The sequence below is a fragment of the Massilia sp. CMS3.1 genome (assembly GCF_051262535.1).
Lineage (GTDB): Bacteria > Pseudomonadota > Gammaproteobacteria > Burkholderiales > Burkholderiaceae_D > Telluria.
In genome coordinates this window covers 1-19,120 of the sequence record NZ_JBIMES010000012.1, presented here as the reverse complement: position 1 = coordinate 19,120, position 19,120 = coordinate 1, and the positions used below count along the sequence as shown (strand labels likewise).

The window sequence follows — 19,120 nt, the reverse complement described above, 5'->3', positions numbered from 1 at the left end:
AGTGCCTTCCCGTGGAAAGTGTGCCCGTCGCCCTTCGGTCCGCAAGGCCCTTGTTGTGCTTTCCTCATGCCGGATTCTGCGATAATGGCTGCCACTTCGCTTATCGCCGGCTTCACCCATCATTCCTATGCAAAATACCCTGCTGCTCGTCGACGGTTCCAGCTACCTTTACCGCGCCTTCCACGCGCTGCCCGACCTGCGCGGTCCGGACGGCCACCCGACCGGGGCAATGCACGGCATGGTCAACATGCTGCGCCGCCTGCGCGCCGACTATCCGGCTGCCTACATCGCCTGCGTGTTCGACGCCAAAGGTAAAACCTTCCGCGATGACATGTACCCCGAGTACAAGGCGACCCGCGCCTCGATGCCGTCGGATCTGTCCAAGCAGATCGAGCCGATCCACGAGGTAGTGCGTTACATGGGCTGGCCGATACTGATGATCGAAGGCGTCGAGGCGGACGACGTGATCGGCACCCTGGCCGTGCAGGCCGCCGCCAAGGGGATGAACACCATCGTCTCGACCGGCGACAAGGACCTGGCGCAGCTGGTCAACGACAAGGTCATGCTGATCAATACGATGAGCAACGAAAAGCTCGACGAAGCCGGCGTGCTGGAGAAATTCGGCGTGCCGCCGAACCGCATTATCGACTACCTGACCCTGATCGGCGACACGGTCGACAACGTCCCCGGCGTGAGCAAGTGCGGTCCGAAGACGGCCCTGAAATGGCTGGCCTTGCATGGCTCGCTCGACGGCGTGATCGACAACGCGCACAGCATTGGCGGCGCGGTCGGCGAGAACCTGCGCACGGCCCTGGGCTGGTTGCCGCAAGGGCGCCAACTGATCACCGTCAAGACCGACTGCGACCTGATGGGCCAGATCGTCTCGATCGAGGAAAGCCTGGTCGGCCGCCCGGAAGACAAGGACGCGCTGCGCGACTTTTTCGCGCGCTACGGTTTTAAAACCATGCTGCGCGAACTGCAGGCAGGGCCCGGCGTCGGTTCACCCGTACTCAATTCGCCGGAAGGCGCGCAGGACGCGCTGCCCGGCATGCCGATCATCAAGGGCGATTATGAACTCGTCACGACCTGGGAGCAGCTCGACAAATGGCTGGCGCTGGCCGACGCCGCCGAACTGACCTCGGTCGATACCGAAACCACCTCGCTCGACCCGATGACGGCGCAGATGGTCGGCATTTCGCTTTCCGTCGAAACCGGTAAAGGCGCCTACATCCCGGTAGCGCACCGCTATGCCGGCGTGCCGGAGCAGCTGCCGCGCGAAGAAGTCCTGGAACGCATGCGCGGCTGGCTGGAGAACCCGAGTAAACCCAAGCTCGGCCAGAACCTGAAGTACGACATGCACATCTTTAACAACCATGGGGTCACGTTAAAAGGCATCGTCCACGATACGCTGCTGCAGTCGTACGTGTTCGAATCGCACAAGCCGCACGACATGGACACGATGGCGATGCGCCACCTGGGCTATACAACGATTCCCTTCGTCGACGTCTGCGGCAAGGGCGCGAACATGATCTGCTTCGACCAGGTCGAGCTTGGCCGTGCGACCGAATACGCGGCCGAGGATTCCGACATCACGCTGCGCCTGCATGGGTCGATGCTGCCGCACGTGGAACAGGATGCGGGCCTCGCCTTCATTTATCAGAACATCGAGCTGCCGACCCAGATCGTGCTGCAAAAGATCGAGCGTAACGGCGTGCTGATCGATGCCGAGAAGCTGCACGTGCAGTCGCGCGAACTGGGTGCGCGCCTGGTCGAACTCGAAGCGCAAGCCTACGAGATGGCCGGCGGCCCGTTCAACCTCGGCTCGCCGAAGCAGATCGGCGAGATCTTCTTCGGCAAACTGCAGCTTCCCGTCATCAAGAAGACCGCCACCGGCGCGCCCTCGACCGACGAAGAAGTGCTGCAAAAGCTGGCCGAGGACTTTCCGCTGCCGAAGGTGCTGCTCGAATACCGCGGCATGGCCAAGCTGAAGTCGACCTACACCGACAAGCTGCCGACGATGGTCAACAAGAACACGGGCCGCGTGCACACGAATTATGCGCAGGCCGTCGCCATTACCGGCCGCCTGGCCTCGAACGACCCGAACCTGCAGAACATCCCGGTGCGCACCAGCGAAGGACGGCGCATCCGCGAAGCGTTTATCGCGGCGCCGGGAAATGTGATTGTGTCGGCCGACTACTCGCAGATCGAGCTGCGCATCATGGCCCACATTTCGGGCGACGAAGCGATGCTGCGTGCCTTTGCCGAAGGCGAGGACATCCACCGCGCCACGGCCGCCGAAGTCTTCGGCGTGGCGCCCGATGAAGTGGACAACCAGCAGCGCAGCTACGCCAAGGCGATCAACTTCGGCCTGATCTACGGCATGAGCGCCTTTGGTCTGGCTGCGCGCCTCGGCATCGAGCGCGCCGCCGCGGCCAGCTATATCGAACGCTATTTCGCGCGCTTCTCGGGCGTGAAACAGTACATGGACGAGACGCGCCTGGCCGCCAAGGCGAAAGGGTATGTCGAGACCGTGTTCGGCCGGCGCCTGTGGCTCCCCGAAATCAACTCCCCGAACGGCCCGCGCCGCGCCGGCGCCGAACGGGCAGCGATCAACGCGCCGATGCAGGGCACGGCGGCCGACCTGATCAAGCTGGCGATGATCGCGGTGCAGGGCTGGCTGGAAAGCGAACAACTCGCCACCCGCATGGTCATGCAGGTGCACGACGAACTGGTACTGGAAGTGCCGCAAGCCGAGCTGGAACTGGTGAAGGCGAAGCTGCCGGAGCTGATGGCGGGCGTGGCGGACCTGAAGGTGCCGCTGGTGGCGGAGACCGGGGTGGGCAGCAACTGGGAAGAGGCGCACTGAAAATCACTGGCGTTGACGTTACGCGTTCAACGCAAGGTGGAAACATCGCGCTATTCCGGCGTGAAGTGTCCGCCCAGATCCAGTACGTGTGCCAGGCCAGTCTTGTTCCTGACGTTGAGCTTGCGGTACACGCTGCTGAGCTGATTGCGCACGGTGCTCGGCGAGACGAGCAGGCGGTTTGCTATTTCCTTGTACTGCAAACCCTGCGCTGCCAGTACCGCGCAACGCCGCTCGGCCGCGGTCAATCCATTCGACGACCCGGTCTGGCGCGTGAGCGACACGGTCAGGACCGCATGCTCGACCTTGGCCCGCATATACACACGCTGGCCCGCGTAATCCATCGTCGACCGGCTCCTGAATGCTGCCATCAGCGGGCCCGGCAGGAACGGTGGGCTCCATTCCGGCCATTCTTCCTGCATCAGCGCAATCGCCTCATCCGCCGCGTAATACAGCCGTCCCTCGCGTGAACTCAGGAGCGTCACGGTCGTCTGCATGTGCAGCCGCGCGCTGTGCAGCCGGGTGTTGATCTGGCGGGCCTGGATCAAGTGAGGCAGTACCAGATTGGCAAGCCGTTCGGCGGTGCCGCGAAAAGCCTGGCGCCGCTGTGTGCGCCAGAACGAAATGGCCGTCAGTCGTCCTCCGAGCAGTCGATCGGAGACATACGTCAAGGAATGGGCGGTCTCGTAGCGACGGCAATAGGCCAGCACCTTGGGGTCGTCGATTGCCTGCGCGATGTCGGTAGCGACGCTCCTGCCACGATTGCGGAAAGTGGCGCTCAAGGCGGGATCCCTGCTTTGAACACTGCCGTTGACAAGGATGATTTCTTCACCCAGCGTGCGCTGCCGGTCGCTGATGCGTTCCGTCGGTGTGTTGTTCAGATAAATCCCGGTCGGAACCAGGCGGTCTCCAAACACCCCCACATCGCCGATCATGGCCGATTCGAATGCCAGATCGTGCTTGAAACGCCTGAGCAGTTCCTCATTACAGGTCGTTGGCGCAGTCTCCTGTGCAATGTCGTAAATGTCGAGGATAAGCCTGCTGTGAGTGTCCATGGCGGTAGAATTGGTTGCCGAAAAGATAATTATATTCTTTGTAATTTTCGGAGGCAACTTTTGGTTTGTCCATAGTACAAACGGCCTATGGAACTTGCGTGCTTGTTATCGAATAATGCATTGATCGCAACCCTTTGTTTAGCCACGAAAGTACTCCTTATGAAACTGATTTCCGCGCCCATCGCCGGCGCCTTGCTTGCCTTGAGTCTGTCCCTGGCCGGCTGCGGCACTAGCGAACCTACCGAAAACGACATGTTCGAAGCCATGGCTGCCTCGGATCACAATCAGCAGATGTTCGGGTCACCTGAAAAACTGAAGGTAAGCACCAAGAAAATTGGCTGCGAAAAGACAGGGGAAAAGACCTACAAATGCACCATCGGGCAACGCGATGGAAAAGGAATGGCATTGCCGCTTAATTTCACGAAAGGGGACGACAGGTGGATGATGCTGCCCGCCAGTTAAATCCGTCGCTGCCCGCAGTGTCATTTTCCGTATTCACTTCATGGAGTCTCTAATGCATTTTCGTACCTCGCCGCTTGCCACCCTTGGTGCCGCCCTGTTTGTCACGCTGCTGTCGGGCTGTTCCACGGTTGCTGAAAAGACCAATTTCCTGTCCGATGCCGACATCAAATCCAAGGTGGCGGGAACGCTCGGACATGCAAGCGATGCGATCACGCTGATCGACCGCCGCACCGAGGGAACCAACACCTACGTCACCGTCAGGGTCAAGGCCGGAAAGGAATTTGCCTGCACGCTCAATGGGGGCAACCTGCTCAGCGCGGGAATCGTCAATCCGCCGACCTGCACGCCGCGCGCCTGACGCCCATCCCGGTACGTTCGCCGCGTGGACAGCGGCGACAGTTCACTTGCATCTTAACGAAAGACTTGCATGTCTAAAATCGAAGCCTCGTACACCAAGACCATCGGCCCGGACGGCATCAAGTTCAAGATTCTGTCTGCCAGCTCCCCCGACGCGGGTTTTTCGCTGGCCCGCCTGTTGCTGTGCGCCGTCCCGGCCTATGTGTTCGCCGCCATCGTCGCCGGCCTGTTCGGTCAGGTCGTCTTCAGCGTGATCGGCCTGTTCGGCGCCAGCCTGGCCACACTGGCCGGGTTCGTCGTCATGGCGTCGGCCGCCGTGGCGTTCTTCTACGGCTGGTACAAGTGCTACCGCTGGTTCAACCGCTGGTACCTGCGCAAACAAACCGAAGGGCGCCATGCGTACGATGCCGAGCTGCTGGTGAATGCGGCTGGCCTGACCGTGCTCGGGACGAAGCAGTTCCTGCGCAGTGAAGACATCCACCGGCTGGTCATCAAGAATGCATTCGACGATTCTGTCGAGATGCCGCTCAGCGGCTATGTCGCCGTCGGCAGCCCGATGGCCGTGGGTGCCGCCGCGGCCGCGAATGCGATGACCAATACGGTTGCGATCCTGGCCAACAACAAGCGGCGCGCCATGGCAAGGATCAGCTACTTCGTGGCGATCGAGGCAGGAGGGGTGTCGCACAAAATTGCCGGCGGCTTGACCGACGTGTGCGCAAACGGCGTGATGACCGACATCGGCCGCGCACTCAGAAACGAGATCGCCTGACACGGCACGGCGCGCCGCGGCGAACGACGCGTCCATGCAGCCGATCGTGCATTCTGTCGCAAAGGCGGGCGGCGCGCGAAGGAAGCGCCCTAGAATGGTGTCACTTTCACCGAACAGGAAATCATCATGCGTGCTTTCGCTCCCTCTTTCGCTCTCGTCCTCGCCCTTTCCCTTGCTGCCGGCGCCGCCCAGGCCGCCGACCAGGTCCGCGCCGCGGCGCCTTTCACGTCGATCAAGGTGCAGGGCCCGATCAGCGTGACCGTGGACGCGGGCACGGCGCAGCAGTCGGTGCTTGCCCGCGGCAGCGACAAATTCATCAACGGCTTGACCAGCGAAGTGGTGAACGGCGAACTGCGCCTGCACATGCGCGACAAGAACCTCGACACGAACGCCGGTGAGCAGCGCATCATCGTCAAGATGGCGCAGCTGCGCGCCTTCAGCGCCGAAGGCGCCGGCGAAATCAAGCTCAACAACATTCGCGGCGAGCGCCTCGACGTGAGCTACCGCGGCGCCGGCAGCATGGCGATCAACGGCAAGGTAAACGCCTTCAAGATGACGGCTGAAGGCGTGGGCGAGGTCGACACCAAGGCCCTGATCGCGAACGACGTCGATATCCGCTTCCGGGGCATCGGCGACATCAAGGTGTATGCCAGGGACAAGCTCGACGTGACCGTGCAGGGAATGGGCAAGCTCAGTTACTACGGCAAGCCGAAGACGATGAACAAGTCGATCGCGGGACTGGGTTCGGTCAACGCCGGCGATTGAAACGCAGGGACTGCCAGGTCAGCGACTGAGCTTGAACACCTGCACCACGCTTGATAACTCATCGGCGCGGCGGTGCAGGTTCTCGGCCGCCGCTGCCGCTTCCTCGACCAGTGCGGCGTTCTGCTGGGTCATGTCGTCCAGGTTGCCGATCGACTGGTTCAGTTCTTCGATACCGAGGCTCTGGGCGCGGCTGTCGGCGCTCATCTCCGTCATGATCCCGGCCACGCTGCGCACCGACTGCAACAGGCTTGTCATCGTGGCGCCTGCCTGGTCGGCCAGCGTGCTGCCCTCGTCGACCTCGGCTACCGAGGCCTTGATGACGACACCGATATCGCGCGCGGCGGTGGCGCTGCGCTGCGCCAGGGCGCGTACTTCCGAGGCCACCACCGCAAAGCCGCGGCCGTGTTCGCCGGCGCGCGCCGCTTCGACCGCGGCGTTCAATGCCAACAGGTTGGTCTGGAAAGCGATTGCTTCGATGGTGCCGACCATGTCGGCCATGTTCGACGAGGCCTGGCGGATCGCCGTCATCTTGCCGACCACCTGCGCGACTGCCTTGCCGCCGGCCGCCGCCTCATCCGACGCCGATGTCGACAAGGCCGTCACGTGGACCGAGCGCTCCGTGTTCGCGCGCACTGCTGTCACGATCGTCTCGACGTTCGACGCAATTTCCTCGAGCGCGCCGGCCTGGGTCTCGGTGCGCGTCGCCAGATCGGCATTGCCGGATGCGATTTCGTGCGTGGCGACGGCGATGTTGTCGGACCCGCTGCGCACCTTGCCGACGATGTCGGCAAGGCCTTGGCTGACGCCATTGAGGGCCTGCATCAGTTGGCCGATTTCGTCGCGGCGCGCCACGTGCATCTGTGCGGAGAGGTCGCCCAGGGCCAGTTTCTGTGCAGCTTCCCGCGCCTGGACCAAGGGCTGCGTCACCATGCGCCGCACGCATTGATCGACGGTGACGCCGAGCGCCAACAAGGGCCACAGCATGGCGAGCAGGTAGTGCAGGCGCAGCCCCGCCAGGTCGGGGGCCGGTGCGTGGGTCGTCAACGCCCAGATGCCGGCCACCCCTGCAGTGCCGGCCACCAGGACCGCGATCAGCGCGAGCTTGAGGGAGATCGGCATCTGGCGCTGGCCGGCAACGTCGATGCCGACATACAGCACGCCGATCACGGCGCCGCTGCTGTTAAAAATCGGGTCGTAATGCGTCATGTACTGCGTGCCGAACAGCGTGGCGTAACCGACATAGGGTCGGCCGGCCAGCAGTTCCTGGTAGCCAGGATGCGCGCGGTCGAGCGGCGTGCCGAGGGGCCGTTCGCCGTTCGGACGCTTGACCGACGTGCTCACGCGCACGAAGTCCTGGGCCATGCGGACAAAAAATGTCGACGTGGCGCCCGTGCTCCTTTGAAATGCATCCGGTAGGGAGAAATCCAGATTCAGGATCGCCGGTCCGCACCTTAGCACCGGGGTCGGCGTCCCTTTGATATCGACGCTGTGCGCATGATCGACGGTAATCGTCCCCGGCAGTTGCCCGTGCAATTGCTTTGCCAGCGCATTGATCTGCGCTTTGAGCGGTTTGAAACTGATCATCCTGTCCCCCGAACGTTTCTTCTTGTGTAGCCAAGCTGTATGTCGTTGATCTTACCGTAAGCAATGAAATATTGCGAAGAATCAACAAATATGTGGCCAACATGAAACGTCGACGGTGCAGGCTGGAGTCAGGCCGGCTTTACCTCGTCGAATGGAAACCCGTAATCGGGCGCGTGGTCGACAGGCGTCCAGGGCCAGTGCACATGCCGCTCGATGCGCCGGCGTGCCTGGTAAAACTGGTCCTCGGTCAGGAAGATGCCGGCCAGGTCATTGCCGCCATAGAGGGCATAGAAAGTATGGTCTGAATCGGCCAGGCTCGCATTCACGATCTCGAAGAAGGCGACCGTGGCAAGTGTCCAGCGGTGGCCTTCGACGCCCTTGCCCTGGATGTCGTAGCGTTTTCCATCGGCGAACACCGCGTAGGTGCCTGCCTCGGCGTCGAATTCTTCGGCGATATCGATGTCGGACGCGTCGTACTGCCGCAACTGCGGATGCAGTTGCTCGTACGCTTCCAAGATGCCGCCTTCGGCCAGGTCTTCGGCGTCGAGCAGAATGATGTCGTCGCCATCGAAAGGCGACGGTGTGTCGGAATCGGTGCCACTGTCGTGGACGGAGGTGAAAAGGTGCTTGAAGCGTTCAAACATTGCGTGCCATTTCTGTTCTGCCAGGGTGATTGAATCAGGTTCGCCGTCCAGGACAATGGCGACTGGACGCGCGCCATCGATTTTCAACCCATCAGGGGACCTTGGCAACCGAATTCGATACGGCCGGGTTCGTGTGCCCGTCTGCCCATGCATCAGGCCCCGTGTCGCGGTAAGATAGTCAACCTGATAACCACTGACGAAGGGATGCACATGAAGGATCTCGTACAAGACGGCGACAGCCTGGTTGGCGCCAGCAGCTTTGAAGACGGCGTCGATCGCCGTGTGTTCCTGAAGGCGGCACTGGGCACGGGCTTTGCCGCCGCGGTCGTGCCGGTCGTGGCGCAGACCCTGGTCAAGACCGATGTTACGGGCTTGGCCACCGGGGACCACATCATCGTCATCGACGGCCAGGACGTGCCGGTCTACCGCGCCCAGCCCGAGGGCAAGGCCAATCCGCCGGTCATCCTCGTGATCTCCGAAATCTTCGGCGTGCACGAGTACGTCAAGGACGTGGCGCGCCGCTTCGCGAAACAAGGCTATATGGCGCTCGCGCCAGACCTGTTCGTGCGCGCCGGGGATGCGGCCAGGGAGCCGAATATCGCCGACCTGATGAAAAACATCGTCGGCAAGACCCCGGACGCGCAAGTCATGTCGGACCTCGATACCGTCGTCACCTGGGCGAAACAAAAAGGCGGCGACACCGACAAGCTCGGGATCACCGGTTTCTGCTGGGGCGGCCGCATCACCTGGCTGTATGCGAGCCACAACCCGAAGGTCAAGGCCGGCGTGGCCTGGTACGGGCGCCTGGTGGGCGAGCCGAACTCCAATTCGCCGCGGCATCCGATCGACATCGCGCCGAACCTCAAAACGCCGGTGCTCGGCCTGTACGGCGCGAAGGACACCGGCATTCCGCTCGACTCGGTGGAGAAGATGCGTTCGGCCCTGGACAAGGGCAACAGCGGGTCCGCATTTCACATCTACCCGAATTCGGGACACGCCTTCCATGCGGACTACCGTCCGAGTTTCAACGAGCTTGACGCCAAGGATGGCTGGCGCCGCGCCCTGGACTGGTTCCGCAAGCACGGCGTGGTGTAAGCGTCAACGCACGCGTACGAAAGCAAGCCCGGCACTGTACAATGCCCGGCTTGCCACGCCCAGCAAGTCCAGAACAAGAGGCTTCACATCGACCCGATTCTCACCTCCATCCTGCTGGCGACCCTGATCGCCGGCGTCGTCAGCATCTCGGCCGCGGCTGTATTTTCGTTCACGCTGCTCTCCAAAATGGTGGAGCGGCTGGTCAGCCTGTCGGTCGGCATCATGCTCTCGACCTCGCTCCTGCATGCGCTGCCCGAGGCCTTCGAATCCGGTGCCGATACGCACAAGCTGTTCGGGACCCTGCTGGCCGGCCTGCTCGTCTTCTTCCTGCTCGAGAAGCTGGCGCTGCTGCGCCATTCGCACCACCACGAGGGCGACGGCCACCATCACGCCCACGGGCACGATGCGCGCGAGGCGGGCAAGTCGGGTTGGATGATCCTGATCGGCGACGGGATGCACAATTTTACGGACGGTATCCTGATCGCGGCGGCCTTCCTGGCCAACCCGGAGCTGGGCATCGTCACTGCGCTGGCGATCGTCGCGCACGAGATCCCGACCGAGATCGGCGATTTTATTGTCCTGCTCAATGCCGGCTTTTCGCGCATGCGCGCGTATGTGTTCAACCTGCTGTGCAGTTTGCTGTCGGTGGCGGGGGGACTGCTCGGGTATTACACGCTCGACCGCGCCAGCGGGCTGATTCCGTACGTGCTGGTGTTCGCCTCGTCTGGCTTCATTTATATCGCGGTGAGCGATTTGATGCCGCAGATGCAGAGGCGGGCGACGGTGAAGGAATCGGTGCCGCAGGTGTTGTTGATCGGCCTGGGCGTCATCATCGTGTTGTTTTTGACGGCGGGGCATTAACCTAGGGTGGGCCGGGCGGCGGACCGCCCGATCGGTCGAAACCTACCCCTTGGCCACCGGCCGCGTCGGATCTGCACTCCATTCACTCCACGACCCCGGATACAGCGCCGCCCCCGGCATCCCCGCCACTTCCAATGCCAGCAAATTGTGGCACGCCGTCACCCCCGACCCGCATTGCATGATCGCCTCTGATGGGTCGTCGATCACCGCTTCAAACTCCTCGCGCAGCATCTCAGGCGCCTTGAAGCGCCCATCGTTGTGCAGGTTGTCCTTGAAGAAGCGGTTCTTCGCGCCCGGGATATGCCCGCCCACCGGATCGACCGTCTCGTTCTCGCCCCGGAACCGGTCCGCCGCACGCGCGTCGACCACGGTGCGCTGTTCGCTCTCGATATTCTCCAGCACCTCGGCCACCGTCACCGTCGGCACGAACGGCGCGCGCACGCCAATGGTCCCAGTCGCCCGGGCGGCAGGCGCCTCGGTCGACAAAGGCTGGCCGGCAGCCTGCCAGGCCGGCAAACCACCATCGAGCACCGCAGAAGCTTCGTGCCCGATCCAGCGCAGCAACCACCACAAGCGCGCCGCGTACATCCCGCCGTGGGCATCGTAGGCCACGACCTGGGTCGTGTCGCTCACGCCCCAGCGGCGCAGGGTCTCTGCCAATGCTTTCTTTTCCGGCAGCGGATGGCGCCCGCGAAACACGCCGTCCTCACCGCGCTTGACGCCCGCCAGCTCGGTCTCCATGTCCGCGAACACGGCATGCGGCAGGTGGCCGCCGGCATAGGCGTCGCGCCCAAAGGCGAGGTTGACGAGGTCGTGCCGGCAATCGACGACGACCAGTTGCGGATGATCGATATGCGCGGCCAGGTCATCCGCCGAAATCAGGGTCGTGTACATGGTGCTCCTCACAGTTCGCTTGCGATCGGGTCGGTCTTTTCCAGCACGGCGCCGCGCGCCGTTTTTCTCGTATTGTAGAACGTGGCCGCCATGCCGGACGCCAGGATCACGCCGATGCCGAGCCACACATGCCAGCCGAAGCGGTCGCCCCACAGCGCCAGGCCCCACAGGCTGGAAAACACGATGCCGGTGTACTGCAGGTTCGCCACCACCAGCACCTTGCCGACCCGGTAGGCGCGCGTCATCGCCATCTGCGCCATCAGGGCGGCCGCGCCGATGCCGAGCAGGAGCAGGGCGCCGCCTTCGGTATGACCGTGGAAGGGCATGCCGCCCGGTTTGCCGTCCCCGGCCAGCACGCCCACCAGGCCCGCCAGCGTCGTCGTCAGCGAAAAATAGAACACGACCCGGTATTCGGGTTCGCCCATCTGGCCCAGTTTGCGCACCTGCATGTAGGCTATCGCCGAGATGACCGACGAGCAGACGCCGGCCAGGCCGCCGAGCCACTGGTTGCTTGCGACCGCCGGCTGCAGCACCAGCGTCACGCCGAAGAAGCTGGCGGCCACTGCCAGCACCAGCGGCCACTCGACGGCGTTGGTGGCCGAATCGGAGCGCGACCACCAGCCGGCCAAAAACAGCCCGGCGGCCATCCAGATCGGCGCCATGTAGTTCAGCGTCATGGCCGTGGCCAGCGGCAGTTTGCTGATTGCGAAGAACCACAGCCAGAGCGAGGTCACGCCGACGGCGCTACGAAACAGGTGCTGTTGCGGGAAGGCCGTGCGGAAGCTGCCGCCGCGGTGGCGCACGATGGCGAACAGGATCACGGAGCCGATCAGGCCGCGGTAGAACAGGAGTTCGGAGGTGGTGTAGAACTCGGAAGCGAGCTTCACGCCGGCGCCCATGGCGGCAAACGCGAAGCTGGCGAACAGCATCCAAAGTGAAGGCATTACATTCCTGGGGTGACAAAAACCAGGTAGACGATACAGCAGCTTGCGAGGCCGCGCTTGGCGCGGCCCCGGGCAGGGCCGCGCACCGGCATGAGGTCTACAGGTCGATCTTGCTGCGGTACCACTCGTGGAAGTGCTGCATCCCGTCTTCCATCGGCGACTGGTAGGGGCCGACCTCGTTGACACCGCGCTCGAACAGGATCTTGCGTCCCGCGTCCATGCGCTGGGCGATCTCGTCGTCCTCGACGCAGGTCTCCATGTAGGCCGCGCGTTCGGCTTCCACCAGCTCGCGCTCGAACAGGGCGATTTCTTCCGGATAGTAGAACTCGACCACGTTGCGCGTCTTTTGCGGGCCCAGCGGCCACAGGGTCGACACCACCAGCACGTTCGGATACCACTCGACCATGATGTTCGGGTACAGCGTCAGCCAGATGGCGCCTTGTTTCGGCGCCTTGCCGCCATTGAACTTCAGGACCTGCTCCTGCCACTTTTTATACGTGGGCGAGCCGGCCTTCTGCAGGCCGCGATTGACGCCCACGGTCTGGACACTGAAGTCACGCCCGAATTCCCAGGTCAGGTCTTCGCAGCTGACGAAGTTGCCCAGGCCCGGGTGGAAGGGCTCGACGTGGTAATCCTCGAGGTAGACTTCAATAAACGTCTTCCAGTTGTAGTCGACCTCGTGGATGTCGACGTGGTCGAACATATAGCCCGAGAAGTCGAGGTCTTTCGTGACCGACATCGCGTTCAGCTTGCCCATCACGTCATAGCCGTTCTGCTCGAACAGCAGGCCGTTCCAGTTTTGCAGCGGCGTCCTGGACAGGTTCAGGCAGGGCGTCTCCGCGAAATGCGGCGCGCCGATCAGCTCTCCCTTGAGGTCGTAGGTCCAGCGGTGCAGCGGGCAGACAATGGCGTTCGCATTGCCGCGGCCATTGAACATCAGCGCCTGGCGGTGACGGCAGACGTTGGACAGCACCTCGATGCCGTTGGCATTGCGCACTAGCATACGGCCTTCGTTTTCGGAAGGCAGGGTCGCGAAATCGCCAGTGTCCGGCACCATCAGTTCATGGCCGACGTAACGCGGGCCCTTCTGGAACAGTTGCTGGAGCTCGCGCTGCAGCAGCGCATTGTCAAAATAAACATTTACCGGAAGCTGAGCGCAAGAGCGCGCCAGCTTGGCATGGGTAGCCAGATCGGACATCCCAACCCCCCTTTATGGAAGCTTCGAGCAAAGAAGAGAAAGAATCCAAAGACCAGTATTTAGTAGAAAGAAATACGGTGTTTCGGACAGAACCAGAAATTATATAGTGGAACGAGCTCTACCGTCCCGGTCCGTCGCGAGATTGTGGGGAGGAATGGCACAGAAAGTGCCAGAAGGGCATGGTTTTCATGAAATTGACAACGCTTGGGTTCTTTCACGTTTAGATGAACTTCCCTGGAAAAGGGCTCGGCATTCGCGCAAGCCACCCCAAGGGTGTGGTTTGTTCTAAAATACGCGATTAGATTACCGCGCGGCGCACCCTATGCGCATAGTGGAATCGCCAGCCCAACACAATAAGACACTATGGCAACTATTACTAACGCGGGAGCGGCGACGGCCCCAGCCTCTTTTGAAGAGGCGATGGCCGAGCTGGCCCAGCTCGTCACCCAGATGGAAGGCGGGCAATTGCCGCTGGAAACCTCGGTCGCCGCCTATGCGCGCGGTTCGGAACTGGTGAAGTATTGCGCGGCCCAGCTCGAGAAAGTCGAAGCCCAGGTCAAGGTACTCGAGGGCGACATGCTCAAACCCTTCAGCGCCGATGGCGCAGGCGAGGGCGCCCAATGACGGAGACGCCGACGGCGATGCCGTTCGCCGCCTGGATGGGCAGCGTGCAGGCCGAAGTCGAGGATGCATTGTCAAGCTTCCTGCCGGCTGCCCACCAGGTTCCCTTCAAGCTGCACGAAGCGATGCGCTACACCGTGCTCGGGGGCGGCAAGCGCGTGCGTCCACTGCTGGTGTACGCCAGCGGCGCGCTGTTCGGTGCCGATTCCGCCGCATTGAGCCGTGCCGCCTGCGCACTCGAGATGATCCACGCCTATTCGCTGGTGCACGACGACATGCCCTGCATGGACGACGACGCCCTGCGGCGCGGCAAACCGACGGTGCATGTGGCCTACGATGAAGCGACCGCCTTGCTGGTGGGCGACGCGCTGCAGGCGCAAGCCTTCCAGGTGCTGGCCGAAAGCGACACGCTGCCGCCGGCGCGCCTGGCCGGCATGCTGCGCCTGCTGGCGCAGGCTGCGGGGTCAAGCGGCATGTGCGGCGGCCAGGCGATCGATCTCGACAGCGTGGGCATCGCGCTCAATCTGGAGCAGCTCGAGCGCATGCACCAGCTGAAAACAGGTGCGCTGCTGCGCGCGTCTGTCCTGCTCGGCGCCCTGTGCGGCAAGGAATTGACGGCCGAGGAACTTGAATCCCTGGCGGCCTACTCAAAGGCAATGGGACTCGCATTCCAGGTGGTCGACGACATCCTCGATGCGACCGCCGATTCGGCGACGCTCGGTAAAACCGCCGGCAAGGATGCGGCCGACAACAAGCCGACCTATGTATCGATCCTCGGCCTGGAAGCATCACAAGCATTGGCGCAGCAATTGCGGCGCGCGGCGCATGACGCGCTGGCGCCATTTGGAGAACAAGCACTGCGGCTGCGCGAACTCGCGGATCTGATCGTGCAGCGGAAGGCCTAAATGAAACTGCTAGAAACCATCAACGACCCGTCCGACCTGCGCCAGCTGCCACGCGCGCAACTGACGCCCCTGGCCAACGAATTGCGCCAGTTCCTGCTCCACTCGGTCTCGAAAACGGGCGGCCACTTGTCCTCGAACCTGGGCACGGTGGAACTGACGATCGCGCTGCACTACGTGTTCGAGACGCCGCACGACCGCATCGTCTGGGACGTCGGCCACCAGACCTATTCGCACAAGATCCTGACCGGACGGCGCGACCGCATGACGACGCTGCGCCAGCTGAACGGCTTGTCGGGCTTCCCGAAGCGCGACGAAAGCGAGTACGACACCTTCGGCACCGCACACTCGTCCACGTCCATTTCGGCGGCGCTCGGCATGGCCGCCGCCGCCAAGCTCAAGGGCGAGCACCGCCATGCGATCGCCGTGATCGGCGACGGCTCGATGACGGCCGGTATGGCCTTCGAGGCGCTGAACAATGCCGGTGTCGAGGAAGACTGCAACCTGCTGGTGGTCCTGAACGACAACGACATGTCGATCTCGCCGCCGGTCGGCGCCCTGAACCGCTATCTGGCGCGCTTGATGTCCGGCCAGTTCTACGCCGCCGCCAAGAGCGTCGGGAAGACGGTACTGCCCGGTCCCTTGCGCGAGCTGGCCAGCCGGCTCGAAGAGCACGCGAAGGGCATGGTGGTCCCGGCCACGATGTTCGAGGAATTCGGTTTCAATTACATTGGCCCGATCGACGGGCATGATCTCGATTCCCTGATCCCGACGCTGGAAAACATCAAGAAGCTCAAGGGCCCGCAGTTCCTGCACGTCGTCACGAAAAAAGGGCAGGGCTACAAGCTGGCCGAGGCCGAGCCGATCCTGTACCACGGCACCGGCAAGTTCAATCCGACCGAGGGCATCATGCCAGCGGCGGCGCCGGGCAAGATCACCTACACCGAAGTCTTCGGCAACTGGCTGTGCGACATGGCCGCGGTCGACCCGCGCCTGGTCGGCATCACGCCGGCGATGCGCGAGGGTTCCGGCATGGTGCGCTTCCACCAGCAATACCCGGAGCGCTATTTCGACGTCGGCATCGCCGAGCAGCATTCGGTGACCTTCGCCGGCGGCCTCGCGACCGAAGGCATGAAGCCGGTGCTTGCCATCTATTCGACCTTCCTGCAACGCGGCTACGACCAGCTGATCCACGACGTGGCGCTGCAAAACCTGGACGTGACCTTCGCCCTGGACCGCGCCGGCCTGGTCGGCGCCGATGGCGCGACCCACGCCGGCAACTACGACCTGTCCTTCCTGCGCTGCATCCCGAACATGGTGGTGATGGCGCCGTCGAACGAGAACGAGTGCCGGCAGATGCTGACCACGGCTTACCACTATCCGGGCCCGGCCGCGGTGCGCTATCCGCGCGGCGCCGGCGTCGGTACGCCGATCGTCGAGGAACTCACCTCGCTCGAGATCGGCAAGGGCGAGATCAAGCGCCAGGGCAAAGACATCGCCATCCTCGCCTTCGGTTCGATGGTGGCGCCAAGCCTGGGTGCAGCGGCCGACCTGAACGCGACGGTCGCCAACATGCGCTTCGTAAAACCGCTCGACGTCGAACTGGTGAAGCAGCTGGCCGCGGACCACGCCTGCTTCGTCACGGTGGAAGAGGGCGCGACCATGGGCGGCGCCGGTAGCGCCGTGGCCGAGGCGATGGCGGCGGCGGGCATCGTCAAGCCGCTGCTGATGTTGGGCCTGCCCGATAAATTCATCGACCAGGGCGATCCGGTGGCCTTGCTGGCCTCCGTGGGGCTGGACGCGAAAGGCATCGCCGCCTCGATCCGCGCCCGCTTTGGCGCGGCGGGGGAGCCAAGGCTGGTCGTCAACAATACCTGAGGCCGAAGAGACGATCGCCGCTTCCTACCGGCTGCGCGTGCAGACGTACACCGCGCCGCCGGTAATGGCGAAGCCCACGAGCGACATGGTGCTGATCGCCTCGCCCAGCACCACATAGCCCATGAGCGCGGTGACGCCGGGGATCAGGTAGAACAGGCTCGCGACCTTGCTTGCCTCGTTCTTGCGCATCATGAGGAACAGCAGGCTGAAACCGCCGATCGAATTGACGATCGAGAGCCACGCCGTTGCGAACAACAGCGCCGGCGTCCATTGCACCGCCAAGCCCTCGACCAGCAGCGCCAGCACCAGGGCCACCACGCTGGCCGCGCACAGCTGCACGAAGCTCCCCGTGCGCAAGTCCATCGCGCTACAAAACTTCTTCTGGTAGAGCGTGCCGAGCGTGATGCCGGCCAGTGCCAGTATGCAGGCGCCGTAGCCGGCCAGCCCGCTTGAGCCGGTCCCGATTTTTTCCACCACCACCAGCGCAACGCCGCACAGGCCTACCGCCAGGCCGATGCGCTGGCGCACGCCGATCCGCTCGCCGAGGAAGATGCTGGCCCCAAATGCGGTAAACATCGGCATCGTCCCGACGATCAGCGCCGAGACGCCCGCGCCGACGCCCAGCTTGAGCCCCGAATACAGTCCCGCGAATTGCAAGGCCTGGAACAGCAGGCCGGCCACCACCAGGTGGCCGACCTGGGTCCGGCTCGCCGGCCACGGCGCGCGGGTGACCAATGCCACCAGCAACAGCACCAGCGCCGCGACGCCAAAGCGCAGGAACAGCAGGGTGAACGGCCCGGCATAAGGGAGTCCGATCTTGCCCACTACATAACCGGTACTCCACAACAGCACGAACAGGACGGGAAGGGAAAGCAGGCTGGCGCGCAGCTGATGGGCTGCGGGAAGGCTGAGGCTGGTCATGGAGGTCTTTCGGGTTGTCAATCATCCGAGCTTAGGACTTTACCAATTTGGATACAATATCCCGATCGAGCAATAGTTTGTTTCCAGATTGGATACCATGAGCGACATAAAACCACGCGACTTCAGCGACCTGTGGGCGTTTGTCCGCATCGTCGACACCGGCAGTTTCTCGGAGGCGGCGCGCCAGATGGGCACGACCAAGGCCAACATCAGCAAGCAGCTCACCCGCCTCGAGCAAGCCTTGCAGGTCAAGCTGCTGAACCGCTCGACGCGCCGCCTCGGCACTACCGAAGCGGGCCTGGAGATCTACCGCCACGCCGTGCGCATGATCGACGAGGGCAGGGCGATCGAAGCGGCAATTGCCGGCATGCAGAACGGTCCGGCCGGCCTGCTGCGCGTGACCACCTCGATGGCCTTCGGGAACACGCAGCTGGCGCGCCTGCTGCCGGGCTTCATGGAGCGCTATCCGGACGTACATGTGGTGCTGCACCTGACGGACCGGGTGGTGGACCTGGTGGAGGAGGGGATCGACCTTGCCGTGCGCCTGACGCCGCAGGTGACCTTGAACAGCGCCGTGGCGCGCCCGGTCGGCCGCTTGCACCATGTGCTGGTGGCATCGACAGCCTATCTCGACCGGCACGGCAGGCCGGCGTCGCTCGCGGACCTGCAGGCGCACCGCTGCCTGGCCTTTGGCGCATCGCCGGCAGGTGCCGCCTGGACCTTCCGCGTGGACGGCGAAAAACAGCAGTTGCGCTTCGACAGCGCGCTAACGGCCAACAGCAGCCAGTCGCTGCGCATGGCGATGCTGGGCGGCGCCGGCATTGCGCTGTTGCCGACCTACATCGTCGGCGGCGATATCGCCGGTGGCGCCGCCGAGCAACTGTTGCCTGACGTGCAGCCGCTCGGCCCGTTCGGCGACCAGCTGTACGCCGTCTACATGCAGAACCGCTTTCTGCCGCAAAAAGTGCGCGTGTTCATTGACTATCTGCTCGAGAAGATCGGAGATGCGCCGGAGTGGGACGATTTCTTGCGCTGACAGCATATTATGATGCCCCAAAGCATTAATGATATGAAAAAGTTATCGGAATTCTTTACAGTTGAGCTCGCTACTGATGGGTTGATTTTCATAAGTAATTGATTCTAAACACTTATGTAAGTCTGGCACGGCAATTGCTTATAGGGAGATACTTGTACCCCATTGACCTACTGAATAGAAAAGACTACGAATCATGAAACTTCTGAAAAAAATCGCTCTCGCCGCCGCTGTTGCAATGACCTTCGCCGGCAGCGCCAGCGCCGCGACCGTG

Annotated in this window: 18 protein-coding genes; 11 read left to right on the top strand and 7 right to left on the bottom strand. The window is 62.9% G+C overall.

What is annotated here, in order from left to right:
- The first annotated feature begins 127 nt into the window (after positions 1–127).
- A complete protein-coding gene (gene polA / locus ACHAC9_RS18295) occupies positions 128–2,866 on the top strand; it encodes a DNA polymerase I (protein ID WP_435761984.1) in 2,739 nt (912 codons plus the stop codon).
- Between the two features lie 50 nt (positions 2,867–2,916).
- On the opposite strand, the gene ACHAC9_RS18290 is transcribed toward polA, so the two are convergent.
- Positions 2,917–3,918 (bottom strand): helix-turn-helix transcriptional regulator, encoded by a 1,002-nt coding sequence (locus tag ACHAC9_RS18290; protein ID WP_435761982.1) that lies wholly within the window; start codon positions 3,916–3,918, stop codon positions 2,917–2,919.
- Positions 3,919–4,077: 159 nt separating this feature from the next.
- Here ACHAC9_RS18290 and ACHAC9_RS18285 point away from each other — a divergent pair, with 159 nt between their 5' ends.
- The 4 genes from ACHAC9_RS18285 to ACHAC9_RS18270 all read left to right on the top strand — a co-directional run bounded on the left by ACHAC9_RS18285 (position 4,078) and on the right by ACHAC9_RS18270 (position 6,271).
- Positions 4,078–4,380, top strand: coding sequence for a hypothetical protein (locus tag ACHAC9_RS18285; protein WP_435761980.1), 303 nt, complete (start codon positions 4,078–4,080; stop codon positions 4,378–4,380).
- A gap of 52 nt (positions 4,381–4,432) precedes the next feature.
- On the top strand, positions 4,433–4,738 hold the full coding sequence (locus tag ACHAC9_RS18280; RefSeq protein ID WP_435761978.1) for a hypothetical protein: 306 nt from the start codon (positions 4,433–4,435) through the stop codon (positions 4,736–4,738).
- Between the two features lie 69 nt (positions 4,739–4,807).
- The gene (locus tag ACHAC9_RS18275) at positions 4,808–5,506 is read left to right on the top strand and encodes a hypothetical protein (protein WP_435761976.1); all 699 of its coding nucleotides are present in this window, start codon (positions 4,808–4,810) and stop codon (positions 5,504–5,506) included.
- 126 nt (positions 5,507–5,632) lie between these two features.
- Positions 5,633–6,271, top strand: coding sequence for a head GIN domain-containing protein (locus ACHAC9_RS18270; protein WP_435761974.1), 639 nt, complete (start codon positions 5,633–5,635; stop codon positions 6,269–6,271).
- An 18-nt stretch (positions 6,272–6,289) separates the two neighbouring features.
- On the opposite strand, the gene ACHAC9_RS18265 is transcribed toward ACHAC9_RS18270, so the two are convergent.
- Both ACHAC9_RS18265 and ACHAC9_RS18260 read right to left on the bottom strand, forming a co-directional pair.
- Positions 6,290–7,855 (bottom strand): methyl-accepting chemotaxis protein, encoded by a 1,566-nt coding sequence (locus ACHAC9_RS18265; RefSeq protein WP_435761972.1) that lies wholly within the window; start codon positions 7,853–7,855, stop codon positions 6,290–6,292.
- A gap of 128 nt (positions 7,856–7,983) precedes the next feature.
- Entirely contained in the window at positions 7,984–8,727 is a 744-nt protein-coding gene (locus ACHAC9_RS18260; protein ID WP_435761970.1) for a hypothetical protein, read from the bottom strand.
- On the opposite strand from ACHAC9_RS18260, the gene ACHAC9_RS18255 reads away from it, so the two are divergent.
- Positions 8,710–9,594 (top strand): dienelactone hydrolase family protein, encoded by an 885-nt coding sequence (locus tag ACHAC9_RS18255; RefSeq protein WP_435761968.1) that lies wholly within the window; start codon positions 8,710–8,712, stop codon positions 9,592–9,594. The two genes, ACHAC9_RS18260 and ACHAC9_RS18255, sit on opposite strands and share 18 nt — an antisense overlap.
- Positions 9,595–9,780: 186 nt before the next feature.
- Positions 9,781–10,455, top strand: coding sequence for a ZIP family metal transporter (locus tag ACHAC9_RS18250; protein ID WP_435761966.1), 675 nt, complete (start codon positions 9,781–9,783; stop codon positions 10,453–10,455).
- Positions 10,456–10,497: 42 nt separating this feature from the next.
- Here ACHAC9_RS18250 and ACHAC9_RS18245 read toward each other — a convergent pair whose 3' ends face one another.
- The 3 genes from ACHAC9_RS18245 to ACHAC9_RS18235 all read right to left on the bottom strand — a co-directional run bounded on the left by ACHAC9_RS18245 (position 10,498) and on the right by ACHAC9_RS18235 (position 13,491).
- Positions 10,498–11,349, bottom strand: a complete 852-nt coding sequence (locus ACHAC9_RS18245; protein ID WP_435761964.1) for a sulfurtransferase — start codon at positions 11,347–11,349, stop codon at positions 10,498–10,500.
- A gap of 8 nt (positions 11,350–11,357) precedes the next feature.
- The gene (locus tag ACHAC9_RS18240) at positions 11,358–12,293 is read right to left on the bottom strand and encodes a DMT family transporter (protein ID WP_435761962.1); all 936 of its coding nucleotides are present in this window, start codon (positions 12,291–12,293) and stop codon (positions 11,358–11,360) included.
- 97 nt (positions 12,294–12,390) lie between these two features.
- Positions 12,391–13,491, bottom strand: a complete 1,101-nt coding sequence (locus tag ACHAC9_RS18235) for an aromatic ring-hydroxylating oxygenase subunit alpha (protein ID WP_435761960.1) — start codon at positions 13,489–13,491, stop codon at positions 12,391–12,393.
- Positions 13,492–13,854: 363 nt separating this feature from the next.
- On the opposite strand from ACHAC9_RS18235, the gene ACHAC9_RS18230 reads away from it, so the two are divergent.
- Genes ACHAC9_RS18230 through dxs form a run of 3 tightly spaced genes read left to right on the top strand, consistent with a single transcriptional unit; the run spans position 13,855 to position 16,892 of the window.
- Complete coding sequence (locus ACHAC9_RS18230; RefSeq protein ID WP_435761958.1) at positions 13,855–14,115, top strand: exodeoxyribonuclease VII small subunit; 261 nt, start codon at positions 13,855–13,857, stop codon at positions 14,113–14,115.
- The gene (locus tag ACHAC9_RS18225; RefSeq protein WP_435761956.1) at positions 14,112–15,017 is read left to right on the top strand and encodes a polyprenyl synthetase family protein; all 906 of its coding nucleotides are present in this window, start codon (positions 14,112–14,114) and stop codon (positions 15,015–15,017) included. Before ACHAC9_RS18230 ends, ACHAC9_RS18225 begins: the two co-directional genes overlap by 4 nt.
- On the top strand, positions 15,018–16,892 hold the full coding sequence (dxs, locus tag ACHAC9_RS18220) for a 1-deoxy-D-xylulose-5-phosphate synthase (protein WP_435761954.1): 1,875 nt from the start codon (positions 15,018–15,020) through the stop codon (positions 16,890–16,892).
- A gap of 24 nt (positions 16,893–16,916) precedes the next feature.
- Here the strand turns inward: dxs and ACHAC9_RS18215 are convergent, their stop codons facing one another.
- Complete coding sequence (locus ACHAC9_RS18215; protein ID WP_435761952.1) at positions 16,917–17,813, bottom strand: DMT family transporter; 897 nt, start codon at positions 17,811–17,813, stop codon at positions 16,917–16,919.
- 97 nt (positions 17,814–17,910) lie between these two features.
- Between ACHAC9_RS18215 and ACHAC9_RS18210 the strand changes: the two genes are divergently transcribed.
- The gene (locus ACHAC9_RS18210) at positions 17,911–18,849 is read left to right on the top strand and encodes a LysR family transcriptional regulator (RefSeq protein WP_435761950.1); all 939 of its coding nucleotides are present in this window, start codon (positions 17,911–17,913) and stop codon (positions 18,847–18,849) included.
- The last annotated feature ends 271 nt before the right edge of the window (positions 18,850–19,120 follow it).